This is a genomic window from Enterococcus sp. DIV1067f (assembly GCF_050543505.1).
GTDB lineage: Bacteria > Bacillota > Bacilli > Lactobacillales > Enterococcaceae > Enterococcus_D > Enterococcus_D entomosocium.
In genome coordinates this window covers 1416865-1433442 of the sequence record NZ_CP172940.1, presented here as the reverse complement: position 1 = coordinate 1433442, position 16578 = coordinate 1416865, and the positions used below count along the sequence as shown (strand labels likewise).

At 39.7% G+C, this 16578-nt stretch carries 10 protein-coding genes; 1 reads left to right on the top strand and 9 read right to left on the bottom strand.

Going from position 1 to position 16578, the window contains the following annotated elements; genetic code table 11:
* Positions 1–1212 (bottom strand): glycoside hydrolase family 28 protein, encoded by a 1212-nt coding sequence (locus IGJ42_RS06680; RefSeq protein ID WP_086332285.1) that lies wholly within the window; start codon positions 1210–1212, stop codon positions 1–3.
* A 166-nt stretch (positions 1213–1378) separates the two neighbouring features.
* Between IGJ42_RS06680 and IGJ42_RS06675 the strand changes: the two genes are divergently transcribed.
* Entirely contained in the window at positions 1379–2362 is a 984-nt protein-coding gene (locus tag IGJ42_RS06675; RefSeq protein ID WP_042890401.1) for an AraC family transcriptional regulator, read from the top strand.
* Between the two features lie 76 nt (positions 2363–2438).
* Here IGJ42_RS06675 and IGJ42_RS06670 read toward each other — a convergent pair whose 3' ends face one another.
* The 8 genes from IGJ42_RS06670 to IGJ42_RS06635 form a co-directional block, all read right to left on the bottom strand.
* Positions 2439–5414: an alginate lyase family protein gene (locus tag IGJ42_RS06670; RefSeq protein ID WP_086332284.1), complete on the bottom strand. Its 2976-nt coding sequence runs from the start codon at positions 5412–5414 to the stop codon at positions 2439–2441.
* 86 nt (positions 5415–5500) lie between these two features.
* Entirely contained in the window at positions 5501–8980 is a 3480-nt protein-coding gene (locus IGJ42_RS06665) for a hypothetical protein (RefSeq protein WP_086332283.1), read from the bottom strand.
* Positions 8955–10388, bottom strand: a complete 1434-nt coding sequence (locus tag IGJ42_RS06660) for a response regulator transcription factor (RefSeq protein WP_086332282.1) — start codon at positions 10386–10388, stop codon at positions 8955–8957. Before IGJ42_RS06660 ends, IGJ42_RS06665 begins: the two co-directional genes overlap by 26 nt.
* A gap of 3 nt (positions 10389–10391) precedes the next feature.
* Positions 10392–11000 carry a DUF624 domain-containing protein gene (locus IGJ42_RS06655; RefSeq protein ID WP_139843211.1) on the bottom strand — a complete coding sequence of 203 codons (609 nt, stop codon included), beginning with the start codon at positions 10998–11000 and terminating at the stop codon, positions 10392–10394.
* A gap of 73 nt (positions 11001–11073) precedes the next feature.
* Positions 11074–12756 carry an extracellular solute-binding protein gene (locus tag IGJ42_RS06650; RefSeq protein WP_086332280.1) on the bottom strand — a complete coding sequence of 561 codons (1683 nt, stop codon included), beginning with the start codon at positions 12754–12756 and terminating at the stop codon, positions 11074–11076.
* Between the two features lie 20 nt (positions 12757–12776).
* Positions 12777–13712 carry a carbohydrate ABC transporter permease gene (locus IGJ42_RS06645; RefSeq protein ID WP_086332279.1) on the bottom strand — a complete coding sequence of 312 codons (936 nt, stop codon included), beginning with the start codon at positions 13710–13712 and terminating at the stop codon, positions 12777–12779.
* 12 nt (positions 13713–13724) lie between these two features.
* Positions 13725–14660 (bottom strand): ABC transporter permease, encoded by a 936-nt coding sequence (locus IGJ42_RS06640; protein WP_086332278.1) that lies wholly within the window; start codon positions 14658–14660, stop codon positions 13725–13727.
* Between the two features lie 128 nt (positions 14661–14788).
* Positions 14789–16450, bottom strand: a complete 1662-nt coding sequence (locus IGJ42_RS06635) for a sensor histidine kinase (protein ID WP_086332277.1) — start codon at positions 16448–16450, stop codon at positions 14789–14791.
* Positions 16451–16578 lie beyond the last annotated feature (128 nt).

Genomic DNA, 16578 nt, shown 5'->3' with positions numbered 1-16578 from the left:
TTAAAAAAAGCTCTGCGTAATAAGTCCTTGCAATTCAATCACCTGGTTTTTCCCAATTTCAATCTTCGTCGGATTCAAAAATTCCACTTGTTGAAGTTCCAGTTGAACACTTTCGTCCACCCGAAGAAAACAAGCTTCCCCTGTATAATCAATCTTGAGATTCTTAAATTGTAATCGGACCTGTTCACCGTTCCCAAAAAAGTTTGATGTCTTGCGAATCCCAGAAATCGAGCAATTCTCTATCAATAACTGGCGCAAAGGTCGATTATTTTGCATTAGTTTCTTTTCGCCATACTCGTAAACAAGAAACTTATCTGCGTCAGCGATTTTACTATCAATTAAGCGAATGTTTTGGGCATCTTTTTGAATCGTATCTGCCTCAATCGCATAGTATTTAAAAATGGCATGGGTATAATACGTATTTTCTGAAAGGTGAGGATAACGCCCTGGACCTTGAAACCTACAGTTTTTAAAGGTAATCGTATCGCCACCGATCCTCATTGCGTTGCAAGCTGTATTTAAAAAACAATCTTCTACCATCAGCTGCTCAATGTCATACCCAGCAAAGCAGTCATCTCCACAAGCTAAATGACAATCACTGACATAAATGTTGGTGGAATGATGTAAATTGAATCCGTCATGCCCCGCTTCGATGGTTACATTGTTTATTTGGACATTTTGACAGCCATCGATCGTATGACTCCAGTTAGCACTATTTTTAAAACAATAACCAGCTAATTGAACCCCCGTGATTTGGGAAAGGATGATCCCCATCGGTCCACGAAAGCCTTCTTCTCCATTTTCGTCGAAAGTATCTTGACCATCGATCAACGATCCAGGTTCCCCGATGATCTTCACATTTTCTTCTTTAAAAGCCGTGATCATGGCATAAAAATAATACTCAGGTAAATGCCAAATTTTTTTGTAGTATTCATCGTGCAAGTAGTTGATCGTACTTGGTACTTGAAAATCACAATAGTCCGCTAAGTTTTGGCTTCCCCTTAAGATTGCCCCAGATTTTAAACGTAAGGTGATATTTGAATAAAGACGTAAAGAGCCAATCAAATAGTCCCCCTCTGGTATGATTACTTCTCCTCCTCCAGCCTTTCGACAAGCATCGATGCATGATTGAATCGCCTTTGTTTGATTTTTTTCTGAATTTGTTGACACCCCGTAATCAGTGATAATAAACGTGTTCCTTTGGTCTTCCATTTTTCATTTCCTCCTGTCCAATAATCATTTTTTTCCACCCAATCATTTCTCAAAAATGAATACAATTCAATTATAATGCGGATCTAATTGTTGAATAACTGAAAAAACGATATAATTGGTGTCAGAAAGTTACCTTTCTAATGTCTTTGCTATGAAGGAGTATCGAATGATCTATCAGATTCATTTAAATCTACCAATTTTCAATTTATGGAGTGGGTTGTTTTCGAACAATAATAATCAAACATGGCGCCACAAAGAAACCCATCATTCCGAAAATTTTGAACTTATCTTGCCAATAAAAAACGATGTTTCCTTGACCATCAACGAAAAAGAGGTATTGATCAAAGAAAACGAATGCTTTTTGATACCGCCATATGCGAAAATCAAAGCTGCTGCTACAATTGAACATGAAGTTCATTTTTACTGGCTACATTTCATTGCTTCTTACCAAACGATTTCTTTAAAAGAGCCTATGTTACAAAAAGGCCTACAGGATCTAGCAACACTAACGATGCCAACAGAGCTAAATAATTTTATCTTTCTCCCACAACGTTTCCAGTTAAAGTATCCCGAACGAATCGTTGTTTTGCTTAATCAATTGCTTACAAACGGAAAAAGACAACAATACACACAACGGGGGAATGATTTTTCTTTAACCTTATTACTGATCGCTCTTTGTGATGATTACCTAAATCAATTGGCACATACCGCGAAAAATCATGTCAAAAAAACTGCATTGATTGCCGAGTGGATTCGGGTCAACCTTACAAGTGAACTCCACTTATCTGATATTGCTAACCATTTTGGCTTGAATCCCAATTATCTTAGCAGGCTGTTCAAAAAGGAACAGGGAATTGGTATCAAAGAGTATATGGTAAACATCAAAATTGATTATGCAAAAACACTTTTAGCAACAACCAATTTATCGGTCAATGAAGTAGCTGATCAAGCTTTCTTTTCCGATGCAAAGCATTTTATGAGGACCTTTAAACAGAAAAATGGCTTAACCCCTTCTGACTATCGAGCAGAAAATGCGCAAACCAACCTAAATTCTAGTCAAATGAATCTTTCCGCCCCGTTACCACAGCAATTAGGCAATGAGGCACTAAAGAAGCTTATCTATCAGATTTTGAAAGAAAATCATCAATAAAAAAACATTTGTCCACCTTTGGTCCGTTTTAACGGAACTTGTTCAAGGTGGATACAAATGTTTTTTGTTCTTTTATTTAGAAATCGTAATAAAAAAGCAATTTTTCTTCTTCTGCAAGTGCATTTGCATCAGTTGTTTGTTTTTGTCCTAAGACGAGTGTCAATTCAGGGTCTTGCTCTTTTGCAACTGCTGAAAGATCGATTTTTATGATTCGATCCTCATAAAACGGAGCGGTCAGAAAAACAAATCCTCGTCCCGTTCCCATGACAGAAAACGTCTCGTTTTCAGTAATTTCTGTTTGATTTGCTTTGATCAACTGATCACCCGCAGCATTTTTTTCATCTGTAATTGACAAGTAACAGTTTGCCGATTGGTTCCACAGTGCAACCTTCCCTCCATCCAGAGGTATTAGTTGGAAAAGATCAGCTTCAACATATTTTTTACTGATTTGTAGAAGACTTTCATCGTTAGTGGATAAATAAGAATTTCGTGTCTCATAAACATACTCGTCGCCTACTTTGGTTAAGGTTCTTTCATACCAAGGTTCTAAGCGTGTTCTTATTCGCAAAGTTAAGCTTGGCGCAGTCTCATAAATCGGGCCATTGTAAAAAGTCAACGTTGAAAAATTCAAATGATCATTATGGATGTACCCTTGGGCGCGCATTGCTGCAGCAGCTTTGCTTGTCCAGGTCGTATCAACGGGACTATCGTGAAAGCGTGCTGCCACTTGTTCATATATTGGACGCAACTCTCCGCGATTGATGCGTTCACTATCTAGCCGGGTCCAATACCCTCGATTCGGGTTTTGGAAAACGTTCATGAGGGGGGTGAATGGTACCTCTTCAAATAAATTGTACTTGGCAGCCCATTCAAAGGCTTTCACTAAGCGATAATCATGTAATGAATAAAGATCGATCCCTTGATTCGCAGCGGCTTCAGCCACAGATGCCAAATAGCTGATCCCTAACTGAGCATGTGCTTGGTCACGTCCACTTTCAACCGATTGCCCCGTATCACTAACATAGACAGCAATCGATCCATTGATATGAATCGACTGATACAGATTGATCGCCCGCTCAACGATCGGTTGACTATCTGTAAAAAGACCAATCGCCATCATCGCATTCATAGCCGCCGTATCCCAGTTGCCGTTTGCTAACATCGGAACCCCTAGATCTTCAATTACTGGATACACAGTATTAATTAGCATTTCTTGGGTTTGGCTGATATCTTCGGCAGTATATCCAGAATAACCACCTTGATAATGCGCAAGTATCTCTGCTGCTTCTATTAATTTCGAACTACTGATCGCAGCGCCCAAAATGCGATCACGGCCATCAATCACCTTTAAGGTTTGCGACCAGCCATTAATGATTTCTGTAGCTTTTTGTGCATAGTCATCCTCTTCTGTGATGACCCATTGTAGGGCTAAAAAGTACGCAGCATTGCTGGCGCTTTCAAATTTGCCGATATTGCCATGACCTTCTGGAGCACCGCGTCCCACTCCTTCTAAAGGCGTATCTATAAATGTCAATGCACTTTGATCATTGGAGACCCCTTGTTTAAGTTTTAAATAATCACTATACCAGGGTTCTTTTTTCTCAGCGATTCGTTGTTTCATCTGATCGAGATGTTCAGTGGTCAGTTGGATACCTGGATGGGTAAAGGATCTAGCTTCACTTACTCCTTTTACCGTATACGTTGCCTGCTGATAAGTAACTTCGATGCTTTCAGGCAAATCCGCTACTGGGAAAACAGCTTGAAAATAGTCGCTTGTTTTCTGAACTTTAGCTGAAACATTTAATTGATAATCATCTGGCAGATCATCACTTGTGATCGGCAACCATCGAACAAACACTTGATTTGCACGTATTTCATGGTCAACAATCAGCGCTCCTGAGAACTCAGTTTCTTCAAAAACAAAGTACGCTGGTCGATTTTGTTGTCGACTAGCAGTTAAGCTTCCTTCCTGCCAATGTAAAAACCAATGAGTAACGGAGGGTTCGTCTCGTAAAGTATCTAGATCTGAAGCGATCGTATAAAGGTTTGACTCAGGATAATAATGAATGGATAACCGTTCATTATCATTGACGGATGCGGCGGTAAAGTTGAATAAAAAGCGTTCGTCTTTCTTTTGATAATAGTTTTTTTGTTCATCTGATTCTGAAAAATAGTTTTGAAAGGTCAGAAATTTACCAGTGGTGGTTGATTGAATTTGAGCTGTCGGTTTTAAAGAACCAGTTATTTTGTGGATCGGTTCTGCCACATACAAAGCAAACGTCTCTGCTTCTTGTTCATTCCCTACTGTGTAAATTGCCCCATTTTCCCTAACGGCAAAGTAACTCCCCGAATCAGTTTTGATTTTCATGTACTTCACTGGTAATGAAGCGTTGGTGAAATAATTACCAATCTTATGTCCCTCTATGGTTTGGGGTACTTCATCAGTTGTCCGTATAATCTTGACATAGGGCGCTCTTGTCGAACGAATTGAAAAAAGTTCGGATGCAGCAATCGATTCATCAAGACTTTTTTCTGTATAAAAGTGGATGGTCACTTCTTGACGATTCGCAGCTTTGGCTTCTTTGATCAAATCAGTGATATCTAACGTAACTACTGCCTCTCCATTTGGCAGCGTGACTTCATACGTTTTCGTATCCTTCAATACGCTAGGCTTGTTGTCGTAAGTGATCGTATCAGAATCCCACTGACTCCCGGCTTGTCCTCCACTAGTCAATTCATTGGAAGCCTCTTGGAAAAACAACTGGTTGCCGCCATGAGTAGTCACCATTTCCAATTGGATCTGTTTGATCGTTTCTATGTCTGTCAAATCACTGATAGCTAATTTCATATAAGCTTCTCTTAATTTTCCTACAATTAATTTTTCTCTGTTTCGTTCTTTCATCACTTCTCCATGTTGACCATTAAAGTTTGAGACAAACGCATCATCAACAATGATGATTTCCTCTCTTTCGCTAGCAAATCCTACTTGAACACTTAAAATACTAAGAAACAGACTACCAAGCAACAAAAACCAAACTTTTGCGATCCCCATTTTCTGCCTCCTTTTTTTAAAAAAATAGTCAAAATAATCGACCAACGTTATCAGCTATGTCTTGTCTCTTTTCACAAAAAAGCTATTTATGCTTTTCCAGATCTAAAACGCAATTGTGCTTGTTCTAAATGCCAATCGGCTACATTCAATTCATCTTTACGTCCATCTTTTAGCCTTACAGTCAAGGTGTTTTCTGAAATCGTTGCCGACTCAACTTTGCTTTCTTGATCGTACTGCTCGAGAATCGTTGCAAACTGGGCTGTTCGTCCCTCTTTGCGAATACCAACTACTCGCCGATGATCGGATTCATCTCCTAACGGATAATCGCCACCTATCACAATCTCTAATGATGCTGCATCAACGCCGCTGAGATCGATCGTTATCGTTCCAGAAATCGCTTCTGCAATTGGCGTGGCTGGCAAAGCGGATTGGATCACTTGGGTTCCAAATTCGATAGGACCGCCAAAGTAATCTCGGTTCTCATATGGGGATTGTTTGATACCTTCTGTCACTCGTGGCAGTTGATTAATAGGAATTCTCTCCCCTGCGTGGGTCTTGATGACTCCTTCACCCCAAAACACTGCAGGCAAAGGCACGTCTTTTCCACTTCCGTATTCATTCGCAACATAAGTTGTCTTAGTTTCTAAAACGATCGTTTGGCTCTTTGCAGGAATAGCTACTTGAATTTCTTCTTTTCCAAAAATCCAAGTACCCATCTTGTTTTCATGAAGAACACTCTTTTCCGTTCGAATCTGATAAACCAGTTGCTGTTGTGTTTGACTATATGCTGGCTCCATCCCCACAAAAACGGGCGCATTTTGCGGGTGGATCATGTGAATAGCCAAGTTTAGTAATCCCGGTTGATTTTGACTGGTTCGCAACGGTGTGAGCCAGCCCTTATCATTGTATTTATGCATATCGACCGAAAAAGAAAACCTTAATGGTTCTTGTGCACGAAACCAATGCACATCTGTCATAAACTGAGCGCTTGATAACGGATCATCTGAAAGTTTTTCTGTTGTCTTTTGGTACGCGATATCTTTGCCAACTAAAAAGTACCGAGCATCTTGAGGGTCATTACTAAGTAAATAATCTGCTTCTAGCTCTTTAGCAAAAATTCCCTTTAATCCACTTGCATGGTATAGACAATCAAAAGCATGGGTATCTTCTCCTTCCAGATAATCAAGTACAATGACATAGTCATCGGTCACTACAACTGCTCGTCGTTGGAGGATCTCTTCAGTAAAAGCGGATCTTTGGCTATATTCAGGTGTCTCATCAGGAATAAACACGCTTCGACCTTCTTGCCAGCATCTTTCGCGAAATGTCTCAGCGTTGCCGACTCTCCAACCACCATAAGGCGGTTGACACCATTTCGTACGAATTTCCTGAACAATGTATTGGTACTCTGTCTCGCTTACACATGCCAACGTTTTCGTTGGTGCCGGATCTTGCTGCTTGAGATCAACAACTGTCATATTATGGGTGAGCGAATTTTGAACATAAAACTTATACATAAACGTATGATAGGCATACCAAACATTTTCCGGGTTATAGAAACTTTTCCCAAAACGTCGCATCGAGTTTAACGCTAATCGATCATAGTGTCCATGAGCTCCCCCTAAAATTCCGCTCTTCAAAGTTACTTGATATTGTTGTTCGGCAGAACGCTTCGGAGCATTCGAATGCAACAAAGCAATGCCAGCAACCTCAGCGATGACAGCCTCACGATAGGGAACCTTTTTCTCATGAGGAGTATCTGACAACTGAGCGACACCAAAACAAAGATCACGGTCCTCGGGTCGAATCGTCCTAAGCAAAGAGAGATACGCGGGTTTTTGATACAAGCGGTAAGCTAAATCGTATCTTGGGTCCATTAGATGGACACCAACTGCTCGCGATTCACAGGAATCATTCATGCCAAATATCACGCCAGTTTCATCATAATAATCGATCATGCTATCGGTCAGCATTTCAATGGAACGATAATTTTTGTCAGTAGGACCCCAGACTTCTGTGGAAAGCCCGTCAATGCGATCACTTTCATCTAAACCTTTCTGATGAAGATCATAGTATGGGGCATAATTTGCTGGGACTCTTTGCAAATGCAACTGGTAACCCCATTTGTTCACAATCTGACTGATTTCTAAAAAAAGACCCATTGCTAGCAAGTTGTAACCAATGGACGCTTCATACCACCAGCCATCATTTAGGATTCCTTTACTGATATGCTCGATCACCCCACCAGGACAGTGTAAAAAGTAATCAATCTTCTCCAGATCCTGTAAAGCAGCTGCACAAGCAATGACCCCAGCTAATTCAGCTAAATTCCAATTCGATATTTTCCCCCGATGACATTCATCCCGAATAATGGACATAAATAGTCGAAAGGCTTCCTCAATCTTTTGTTTGTCATCTTTTGTAAGCAAACCGCTATGCTTCAATCGATCATAAGTTAGCGCTGCGTGTTTAAAAAACTCACCTTCATGGACTAATTCTTGATTTCCTGCATGTGGTAAAACAAGGTATCCTTTTTCATCGTCAACCAATTTTTTCAAGAATTCAGCCGCATTTTTTCCAAATACTTCTTCCTCACTCAGCAAATAAATCAACGCAGCATTTCCTGCTTCGTCTGATTGCCTACTCATAAAAAGATAGGGCAATTCAGGATCGATTTTAGGCACCTGCCAAAGCTTAGCCCTTTGATAGAGCTGTTGGTACTTTGCCTGCGCCCATGGTGTGCTGCCTATTTTCTCTTGGATCTCATGGATATCAGCGCTTGAAAGGGTGGTCGTGAACGTTTCTTCGTAACGACCCGTTATAAAGGTTAAGGTTTGCGTAAAACCTCTACGATCAATGAGTTGGATTTTATGCTTTTCTGAAGCCAATGGACCAAAACGGAGATCATCAAATACACTGAGGAGAACCACTTTTTCTTCAAAAGGCTTCAGTTCTAGCCCTTTGATTGGTTGATCCGAGCCGCTCTCATGAAACAGTGTCGTCAAAATCTCCCAGCCCATTTTCTGCTGCGCGATCTGAACAAATTGTGGTTTTGAGGTGGTATTTGTCAAAGTTATCTCATAATCGACTTGTTTTTTCTGCAATGCTTTTCCTTTGATTGTAGCATCCATATATACGCAGGGTGCCGCAATAATCTCTAGTTGTTTGATCGCCTCTTTTTTTACCCCCCAACACTCAATGCCGACAATAGCTTTTAAATAAATCAGCATTCCTTGATCAAACCCAAACTGGCTGAAAGGCACATATTGGGTTTGCCCCGAAAGCAGCACTACTTCAGTTTCAAAAAAACGGATCGCCTCTTCTTGTGGATTGCGATTTACACTGCATGCCAAACGAATCTTCATCCGCTTGTTTTTTTGCGCCCCCACTTCTAAGCGAAGGCCCCACCAACCTAGCGCATTGGCTGCACACGGTTGGTACTGGATAAAGCCATGTTCGACCCAGTGCATTACTCTTTTAGAATTTGAAAATAGCCAGGTACATTTGTTTTCCTCTGATTGTTCATTCCACGATAAAATATCATAAGTAGTTACTTTCTTTTTCATCTTCGACTCCTTGTTTCGACCAGTGCAATTGTTTAAATCTTTTCGGTGTGACGCCGAAAAATCGTTTGAAATTTTTGGTGAAATACGATTGAGAAGAAAAACCCACTTGTTTGGCGATTTTTACGATCGGCAAATTGGTTGTCAAAAGTAGTTCCTTTGCTTTTTCCAAACGTTTTTCCGTGATATATTCACTTAACAAACGACCAGTCAACGCTTTGAACGTTGCTGCCATATAATTTGGACTCAAAAAAACTTGTTCAGCAATCGTCTGATTGGTCAGATCCCCTGCCATTTGTTGCTCAATAATGCGATCGATTTTTTCAATGATCGACAAATGCGCCTGCTGGTCAAGGTTTTGATAATTGATCAGTAATTCCGCGAATAGTTGATACATTTTTTCTTCAATTTGGTCAAAGGTTGTTAAGGCCATGATTTCTTCTTGAAAGGGACGTTGCTCTTCTTCAGCAAGAAAGTTACTATACTCGTTAACTTTACGAAGGAGATTCATACAGGTCGTTTTCATCTCCTCAGCATCTAATCCGACAAACTGTTTTAATAACCGAAAAAAACTGGTCAATGTCTCTTGAATTTCACTTTGGCAAGACTGATGCAATGCCTCAACTAGCTTTCTTGAGGATTTATTGACTTCGTTGTTTCGCTCAAAACGAAATTGTCGCCATTTTTTTCTTTGTTGTTCAACACGCCAATACGTTAGATTCGTTCGTGACCAAAACGAGGCAATTGTCATCACCATCCGGGCTTCTTGATAGCTTTTTACTATATTACCGTCACTACGATAACTACTATAAAACCCCTTTTGTCCAGATAAAATGATTCGCTCATACGTAAAATGAGTAAGTCTTAAAATAGAGATTCTATTGCCTTCCCATTCACCTTCGATCCCTTCACCTCCTGTAGGTATAAATCCTTCGGCATCCAAAACAGTAACGATTCCGGTATTTTTAATCAAGGGTATGATCTCCCGTTTGAAGAGAAGATCAATTGTGTGCCTTTGATGCTTACGCTTGTTTTCTATTTGTATTTCTTGCAAAAGCTTGATCAAAGCTTCTTCTAATTCCTTCTCATCAATTGGCTTTAACAAATAGTTTTGAACGCCATGTTGAATCGCCTCTTGTGCGTAAGAAAATTCGCCAAAAGCGGATAATATAATGATTTTTGTTTCTGGAGCCTGTGTTTTGATTTTCTTTGCCAATGCAAGTCCGTCCATGATGGGCATCTGAATATCTGAAAGAACGATTTCAGGAGTGGTTTCTCTAAACATTGCTAATCCTTCTGCGCCATTTTTGGCTAATCCGACGATTTCAATCCCTAGATTTTGCCAATCAATCGATTGAGCGATGCCATCACGACTGATTTTTTCATCATCGACAATCAAACAGCGATACATCCGTTACGCCTCCTTCGAAAGCTGTTTTTTCCAACGGTTGAGCAAAATCGTCGTTGTAAGATATAAAGGGAGTGAAAAACTCAGAATCGGAATGATCCCTGGTATGAGTAAACTTAATACCAAGACAGCACTGTAACTAACGATGATTTTGATTGAAGAAAACTGCCAGAATAAAGGTAATAAAAAAGCATTTTTAAGTAGCGCTTTTGTGGATAACGAAAAATGTACTTCATTCAATGAAAAATAAGGTACGACCAGAACGAGTAAATAGAGCAAACTAAGGTACGCCGCTCTTTCTAACAGCAAAGAATTTTGTATAAATAAAACCCTACTGAACAGTAAACCTGTACAAATCAGAGACAATAGGAGCGAAAGCCAGAAGAATTTTTTGATATTCTTTAGGTAGCAATACCACGCTTCTTTTAGCCATGAAAACTCATTTTCTGAAACGAGAGCCTTACGAAAAACTGCTACAAGTGAGATCGTTGCTGGTAAAGCGCCAAAAACCCCTCCACCTAATAGGACAAAAAATAACCAACAGAGATTCATCGCTACCAAACGACTAAATAAAAGCGTCGTTTCATAGAGCCAAGCAGCCCAATTCTCTTTCACCTCTTCATCACCTCCATAATGAGGAGGATCACCCAAACAAATAGACCTTTCTAAGAGTGATCCTCAAAATGATTTAACGTGCTGCGAACCATGCTTGAGCGATCGTTTGCTCAGATTCTACACAACGGTCGTATCCTAGATTTTTCGCTTTCTCAATCATTTCATTCTTTAAGCTATCAAATGTTTCATCATCTCGGGCATAGATCATTTGCCATGAGTATTCTTTAATGACTGCACCTACTTGATTGTAGGTCAAGTCTAGTTCATCCCCTCGCTCAACTAATGGAACATCTGCGATATCGTAAGATGCTAGCAAGCCATTTTCAAGCAAGTATTCTTTTGAATTTAGCGCACCATCGTGATCTTCTGTCCACTGTTTATCTAACTCTGTCGCACTTTCTAAAAGCGTCGTTTCCCAAACGGAACGATTTGCTGGTTCGTTCAAAATTGGGCTTACGGATTGTTGATCCACACTTGGTCCATTGACTAATTTTTTGAACGTCTCTGATAAAGCACCGCCACCTGCTTCTTCTGGTGCCTGTGCTTCCCAGCTGCCGCTGCCTAATTCTGTGAGATAGGGTTTGCCATCATCATTGATATCCCACATGATTCCTTGAGGACCGTTTTCCCAGAACAAATGTCCTTCATCAGAATATAGGAAGTCCAAAAGTTCTAATGCTTTGTCTTTGTTCTTTGCATTCTTACTAACCGCCCAGAACCAGTTGTTCCCGTAGGTCGTCGTTTTTTGATCCGCTACTAGAAGGTCATTGTTTGGTACTAGCTTGTACCCTTTGCCTTGACTGGTTAATTCGGGATTGACGGGATTAAAATTCAGTTCGCCAGTGTAGCCCCATGGCATGATCGCCGATTGTCCTTTTTCCGCCTTCTTTAAATAGTCCTCCCATGTCTGTGAAGCAGAATCGGGATCTAGCAATCCTTTTTTATGCAGATCATTCGCCCATTTCAACGCTTGCAGATACAGACTATCTTCACTCAAAATATCTTCATAACTATCATCAAGGACAGACACGTTGATGAACTCATAGCGATTTACACCATCAGTATCAGTATAACCTTGAGATTTTGCTATACTACGCAATTGGTTGACACTATTTCCATCCCATTCGCTGAACAAGGAAAGAGCATAAAATTTATCTCCATTTTCAGTTTCAGGATGTGCCTCGACCATTTGCTCTGCCAAAACCCCGTAATCCCAATACGTTTCAATTTCTGGACTGCCTAATTCTTTATAATAATCATAACGCATTGACGGCAACCAGGTCGGATTTGTTTTGGTTACTTCTGCTTCTTGGGAAACGGTGGTTGGTATGCCGTACAATCCCTCAAAAATAGTCTCAGCTCGAGCTACGGCGTCCTCAAAACGGGTAACATTCGGCAGTTTCTCCTTATACTCAGTCAAATCCTCGATAATACCAGCCGTTTTTGCTCGATTCAAATCCTTTTGAGTTGTAAAAACGATCAAATCCCCCAATTCCCCAGTAGTCAAACGCGTCTCTAATCGACTTGTCCCTCCGACACTGTTAGGAATCACATTTACATTGACGCCCAATTCATCTTGAAGATATTTCCCTACGTACCCTCTGATCTCTCCCTCATAGGTACTTGACATTGAATAAATCGATACATCCTGAGCACCTTGAGGCTCATCACTGCTTTCGTTGTTGCTACCGCACGCTGCTGTCCCCACTAACAATCCACCTAGCATTAATGCTTTCCCAGTCTTTTTTAAATCCATTCTCTTTCCTCCTAATTTTTTTATCCTTTGACCGCTCCAATCGTTATTCCTTTAACAAAGAAACGTTGAAAGAACGGGTAAATGGCAAATATTGGTAAAACGACCATCATTGTTACCGTTAATTTGACAGACTGAGCTGTCTGCGCCGTAGCAGCAACTTGATCAATAGAGATATTTCCCGAATTGATTTCATTCGCTAACGCTGTGGACTGTGTCAAATAACGGTAAAGCACATACTGCAAGGTATGTAAATCCTCACGCGTTACATAAATCACTGTATCCATAAAACTATTCCATTGTCCAACTGCGCTGAAGATGGCCAAAGTGGCTAAAATCGGCACCATTAGTGGCAAAGCGATTTTGAAAAACATCGTGATGATCCCAGCACCGTCCATCTCTGCCGATTCCTGCAAAGAACTTGGAATACTAGACTCGATATACGTTTTAACTAAAACAATGTTGTAAGCTGAAACCATACCCGGAATGACGTAAACGAGAAAGTTATCCAATAAACCTAAGTAATTGAATAACATATAGACGGGAATCGTCCCCGCGCTGACATACATCGTTGAAATAATAAAACGGTAAACAAATTTGCGCCCCGTCATTTTTTGTTGGGTCATCATAAAGCCAAGAAATCCTGAACATAAGACAGTCAACGTCGTCCCAATAACGGTCCGAGCGACGCTGATGATAAATGCATTTGTGATATTTGGGATCTCCAAAATTTGTTTATAATTTTGAAAATGAATGTCTTTAGGTATAAACAAGACTTCCCCCATTGCACTCAACTGATTGTCACTGATCGTATTGATAAAAATATAGTAAAATGGGTAAGCACACAAAAACATGAAAAGAAAAAAGAATAAGATATTGAAGAAATTAAATACTCGTTCACCTATCGACAACGTATCTTTTACTGAATAGGCTTTATTTTTATTACTAATAGCTGCCATACTGTACTCCCCCTAGAAGATCGATTCACCGCGAACGGTTTTTGACAAACGGTTAACTGAATAGAATAAAATCAAACTGACGACCGTTTTCAAAATACTGACAACCGTTGCTAATGAGAAGTTCCCTTGACCGATCCCGATGTTGTACGTATATAGATCTAGTACTTCTAGAGAACTTTTCGTCATCGCATTAGAGAAAACGAAATACTGTTCCATTCCAGTATTGATCATGTTGGCAACACTCATCATGAGTAAAACGAAAAAGGTTGGCAACAAACCCGGAATCGTGATATGAAGAACTTTTTTCAAACGATTCGCGCCATCTATACTGGCAGCTTCATACAATTCTTGATCGATCCCATTGATCGCCGCTAAGTACATAATGGCGCTCCAACCGATGCCCTTCCATACCCCTAAAGCCGTCATTTTCAGCCACATATGACTGTTATCTAGCAAAAAATTGATTGGTGTATCAATAAATCCCCAGTCAACCAATAGATTATTGATGACCCCATTATCAACTGATAAAAAGGCAAAAACTAAAGAATAAACCAAAACCCAACTGACAAAATGTGGCGCAGTCGTCATGGTTTGAATGAGCCGTCTTAGTTTACTGCTTCTGATTTCGTATAATAAAATGGCAAAAAACATTGGTAACACACTAGTTGCTAACCCTAAAAAGCTCATACCTAGTGTGTTTTTCATCACGCGTATGATGATATTCACTTGTTCTCTGGAAGAGATCAACATTCGAAACCATTTGAATCCTACAAATGGCATATCTGCCAAAGAAGCACCGGGTGAATAATCAATAAAAGCTAAATACCAGCCCAACATCGGCAAATACCCAAAAACTAGAACAACTAGCAAAAAGGGCAACACCCAGTACAATAGCTTATTTCCAGTGGAAAAACAGCTCTTCTTTCTTTTAATGGTTGCTGTACTCATTTAAAAACCTCCTTCTAAAGCTCTTTAGTAAACGCTTTCTTATATAGGATTATACGATTTGAGAAGGATTGAAAACTGGTAATATTCACCGAAAATGGTAATATCTACCACAATAAAATGGTTTGATCCTAAAGCACGCTCTTATTCAACTCAATTTGAAACACACTTCCTTCCCCTTGTTTTGAAAAGAATTCTACCCTCACCTGATCCCCATAAGAAGATTTCAAGATATTGATGATGGATTGCAAGGAAAAGCCTCCCTTTTTTAGCTCTAATTGTTCCCCGCTGCGAATTTTCTCTACTATCTCTGGCGAGGCACCCGCGCCATTATCTGCGACTAGAAGGATTAACGTTTCCTCTTTTTTAGCAACAGTAACTTTGATTTTCCCTTGACCTTTTACATAGATACCATGCTGAAAAGCATTCTCTGCTATGGGTTGTAAAATTCGATGAAGAATTTGAATCGACTCTACATCGATTTCAGGATCAACAGCAATCTCATAGTCAAGTTGATCTGCAAAGCGTAATCGTTGAATGGATAAGTAATGTTTCACTAAATCTAATTCCTCTTTTAAAGAAACGAAGTTTTTTCCTTTCGCTAAAATGAGTCGATAGTACTGAGCGAGATCGTTCGTTATTTGAACGACTTGCTCTGTCTCACCTGCTTTTGCACACCAAGAAATGATTGCTAACGTATTGTATAAAAAATGGGGTTGAATCTGTGCTTGAAATTTACTCAACTGCGCCTTTCTTTTCAAGGCTTCATCTGATTTGATCTTAAGCAGAAGATTTTCTAAATCTTCAATCATTTTATTAAAGGTTGCTTCTAGTTGACCAATTTCATCATTACTCGAAATGGCGATTTTGTGCGGTAATTGCTGACCATTCGTCAATTTCATTTTTTCGCATAACCTTCGAATCGGAGAAACGAGCCATTTATAGAAGATATTCGTAAAAACGATCATCATACTAAGCAAAAAAATAATCAAAAGGAAATTGCTATTCAGAAAATCCTTTAACGACACACGAAAATTCTCTTTCGCATAAAAAGTCAGCAACTGCCACTGATTTTTTAATGGAACTTCCTGAATCAAGTAATTTTCCTTATCTTGGTGATCAGCAAACAGCAATGGATCATAGATCACTGCTCCGGTAGCATCTAAAATAGAGAACCCACTTTGATTGTCGAGATTTTCATTCACCGATTGGAAAAGAAAAAGAGGATTGACATACAGATTGATCCAGCCCTTTTTCCGCTGATTCGATTCAAAAGGATTGATTGGAAAATGATAATATAATTGCTGATCTTGATCCAAATACCAACCGAAGGTCAAAGGATCTTCCTGATACAGCTGATGATCAGTGACCATGCTTTTAGATGAAACAGTATATTGAAGGTCGTACAGCTGTATCTGTATACTTGCCAGTGTCGGGGTGGTAGAAAGAAGTTTGCGTATAAGAGGAATGACGGTCGTCTGAAAATCAAAAGAAGGCTGATCGTTGATCGTCCTTTCGGAAACATATCTTTGTAAAAAATTGACAAACTCATTGTCTGAAACCAGCTCGATGCCTAACTCTTCGATCGATTCAATTCCTACATTAAAATTCGTCTGATTTTTTTCACTGGCATTCTTTAATAAAAGTTCTCCTTGGTCCAACAGTACTCGCTGCGATTGAAGATAAAGATAAGTAGATAATATGAGAAAAAACGTGAGAAACAAGCTACTTAAACTAACGATCATTTTTTTGAGCAAAGACTGCTGTCGGATTAATTCAAAAAGTTTATTCATTTGTAATCTCCTCTCCGACAAAAAGTAGGCGCTTACATAATTGTTATCGCCATTTGACTACTCTGTTCCTGCGTGATTCTGAGTTCATGATACTCGATCATTATTCATACGATCTTCTTTTGCTCCTC

Excerpts from the sequence above, each read along its gene's own strand:
- IGJ42_RS06665 (WP_086332283.1), bottom strand. The coding sequence starts at position 8,980 with ATGAAAAAGAAAGTAACTACTTATGATATTTTATCGTGGAATGAACAA.
- IGJ42_RS06645 (WP_086332279.1), bottom strand. The coding sequence starts at position 13,712 with ATGGCAGCTATTAGTAATAAAAATAAAGCCTATTCAGTAAAAGATACG.
- IGJ42_RS06635 (WP_086332277.1), bottom strand. The coding sequence starts at position 16,450 with ATGAATAAACTTTTTGAATTAATCCGACAGCAGTCTTTGCTCAAAAAA.
- IGJ42_RS06650 (WP_086332280.1), bottom strand. The coding sequence starts at position 12,756 with ATGGATTTAAAAAAGACTGGGAAAGCATTAATGCTAGGTGGATTGTTA.
- IGJ42_RS06640 (WP_086332278.1), bottom strand. The coding sequence starts at position 14,660 with ATGAGTACAGCAACCATTAAAAGAAAGAAGAGCTGTTTTTCCACTGGA.
- IGJ42_RS06660 (WP_086332282.1), bottom strand. The coding sequence starts at position 10,388 with ATGTATCGCTGTTTGATTGTCGATGATGAAAAAATCAGTCGTGATGGC.
- IGJ42_RS06680 (WP_086332285.1), bottom strand. The coding sequence starts at position 1,212 with ATGGAAGACCAAAGGAACACGTTTATTATCACTGATTACGGGGTGTCA.
- IGJ42_RS06670 (WP_086332284.1), bottom strand. The coding sequence starts at position 5,414 with ATGGGGATCGCAAAAGTTTGGTTTTTGTTGCTTGGTAGTCTGTTTCTT.
- IGJ42_RS06675 (WP_042890401.1), top strand. The coding sequence starts at position 1,379 with ATGATCTATCAGATTCATTTAAATCTACCAATTTTCAATTTATGGAGT.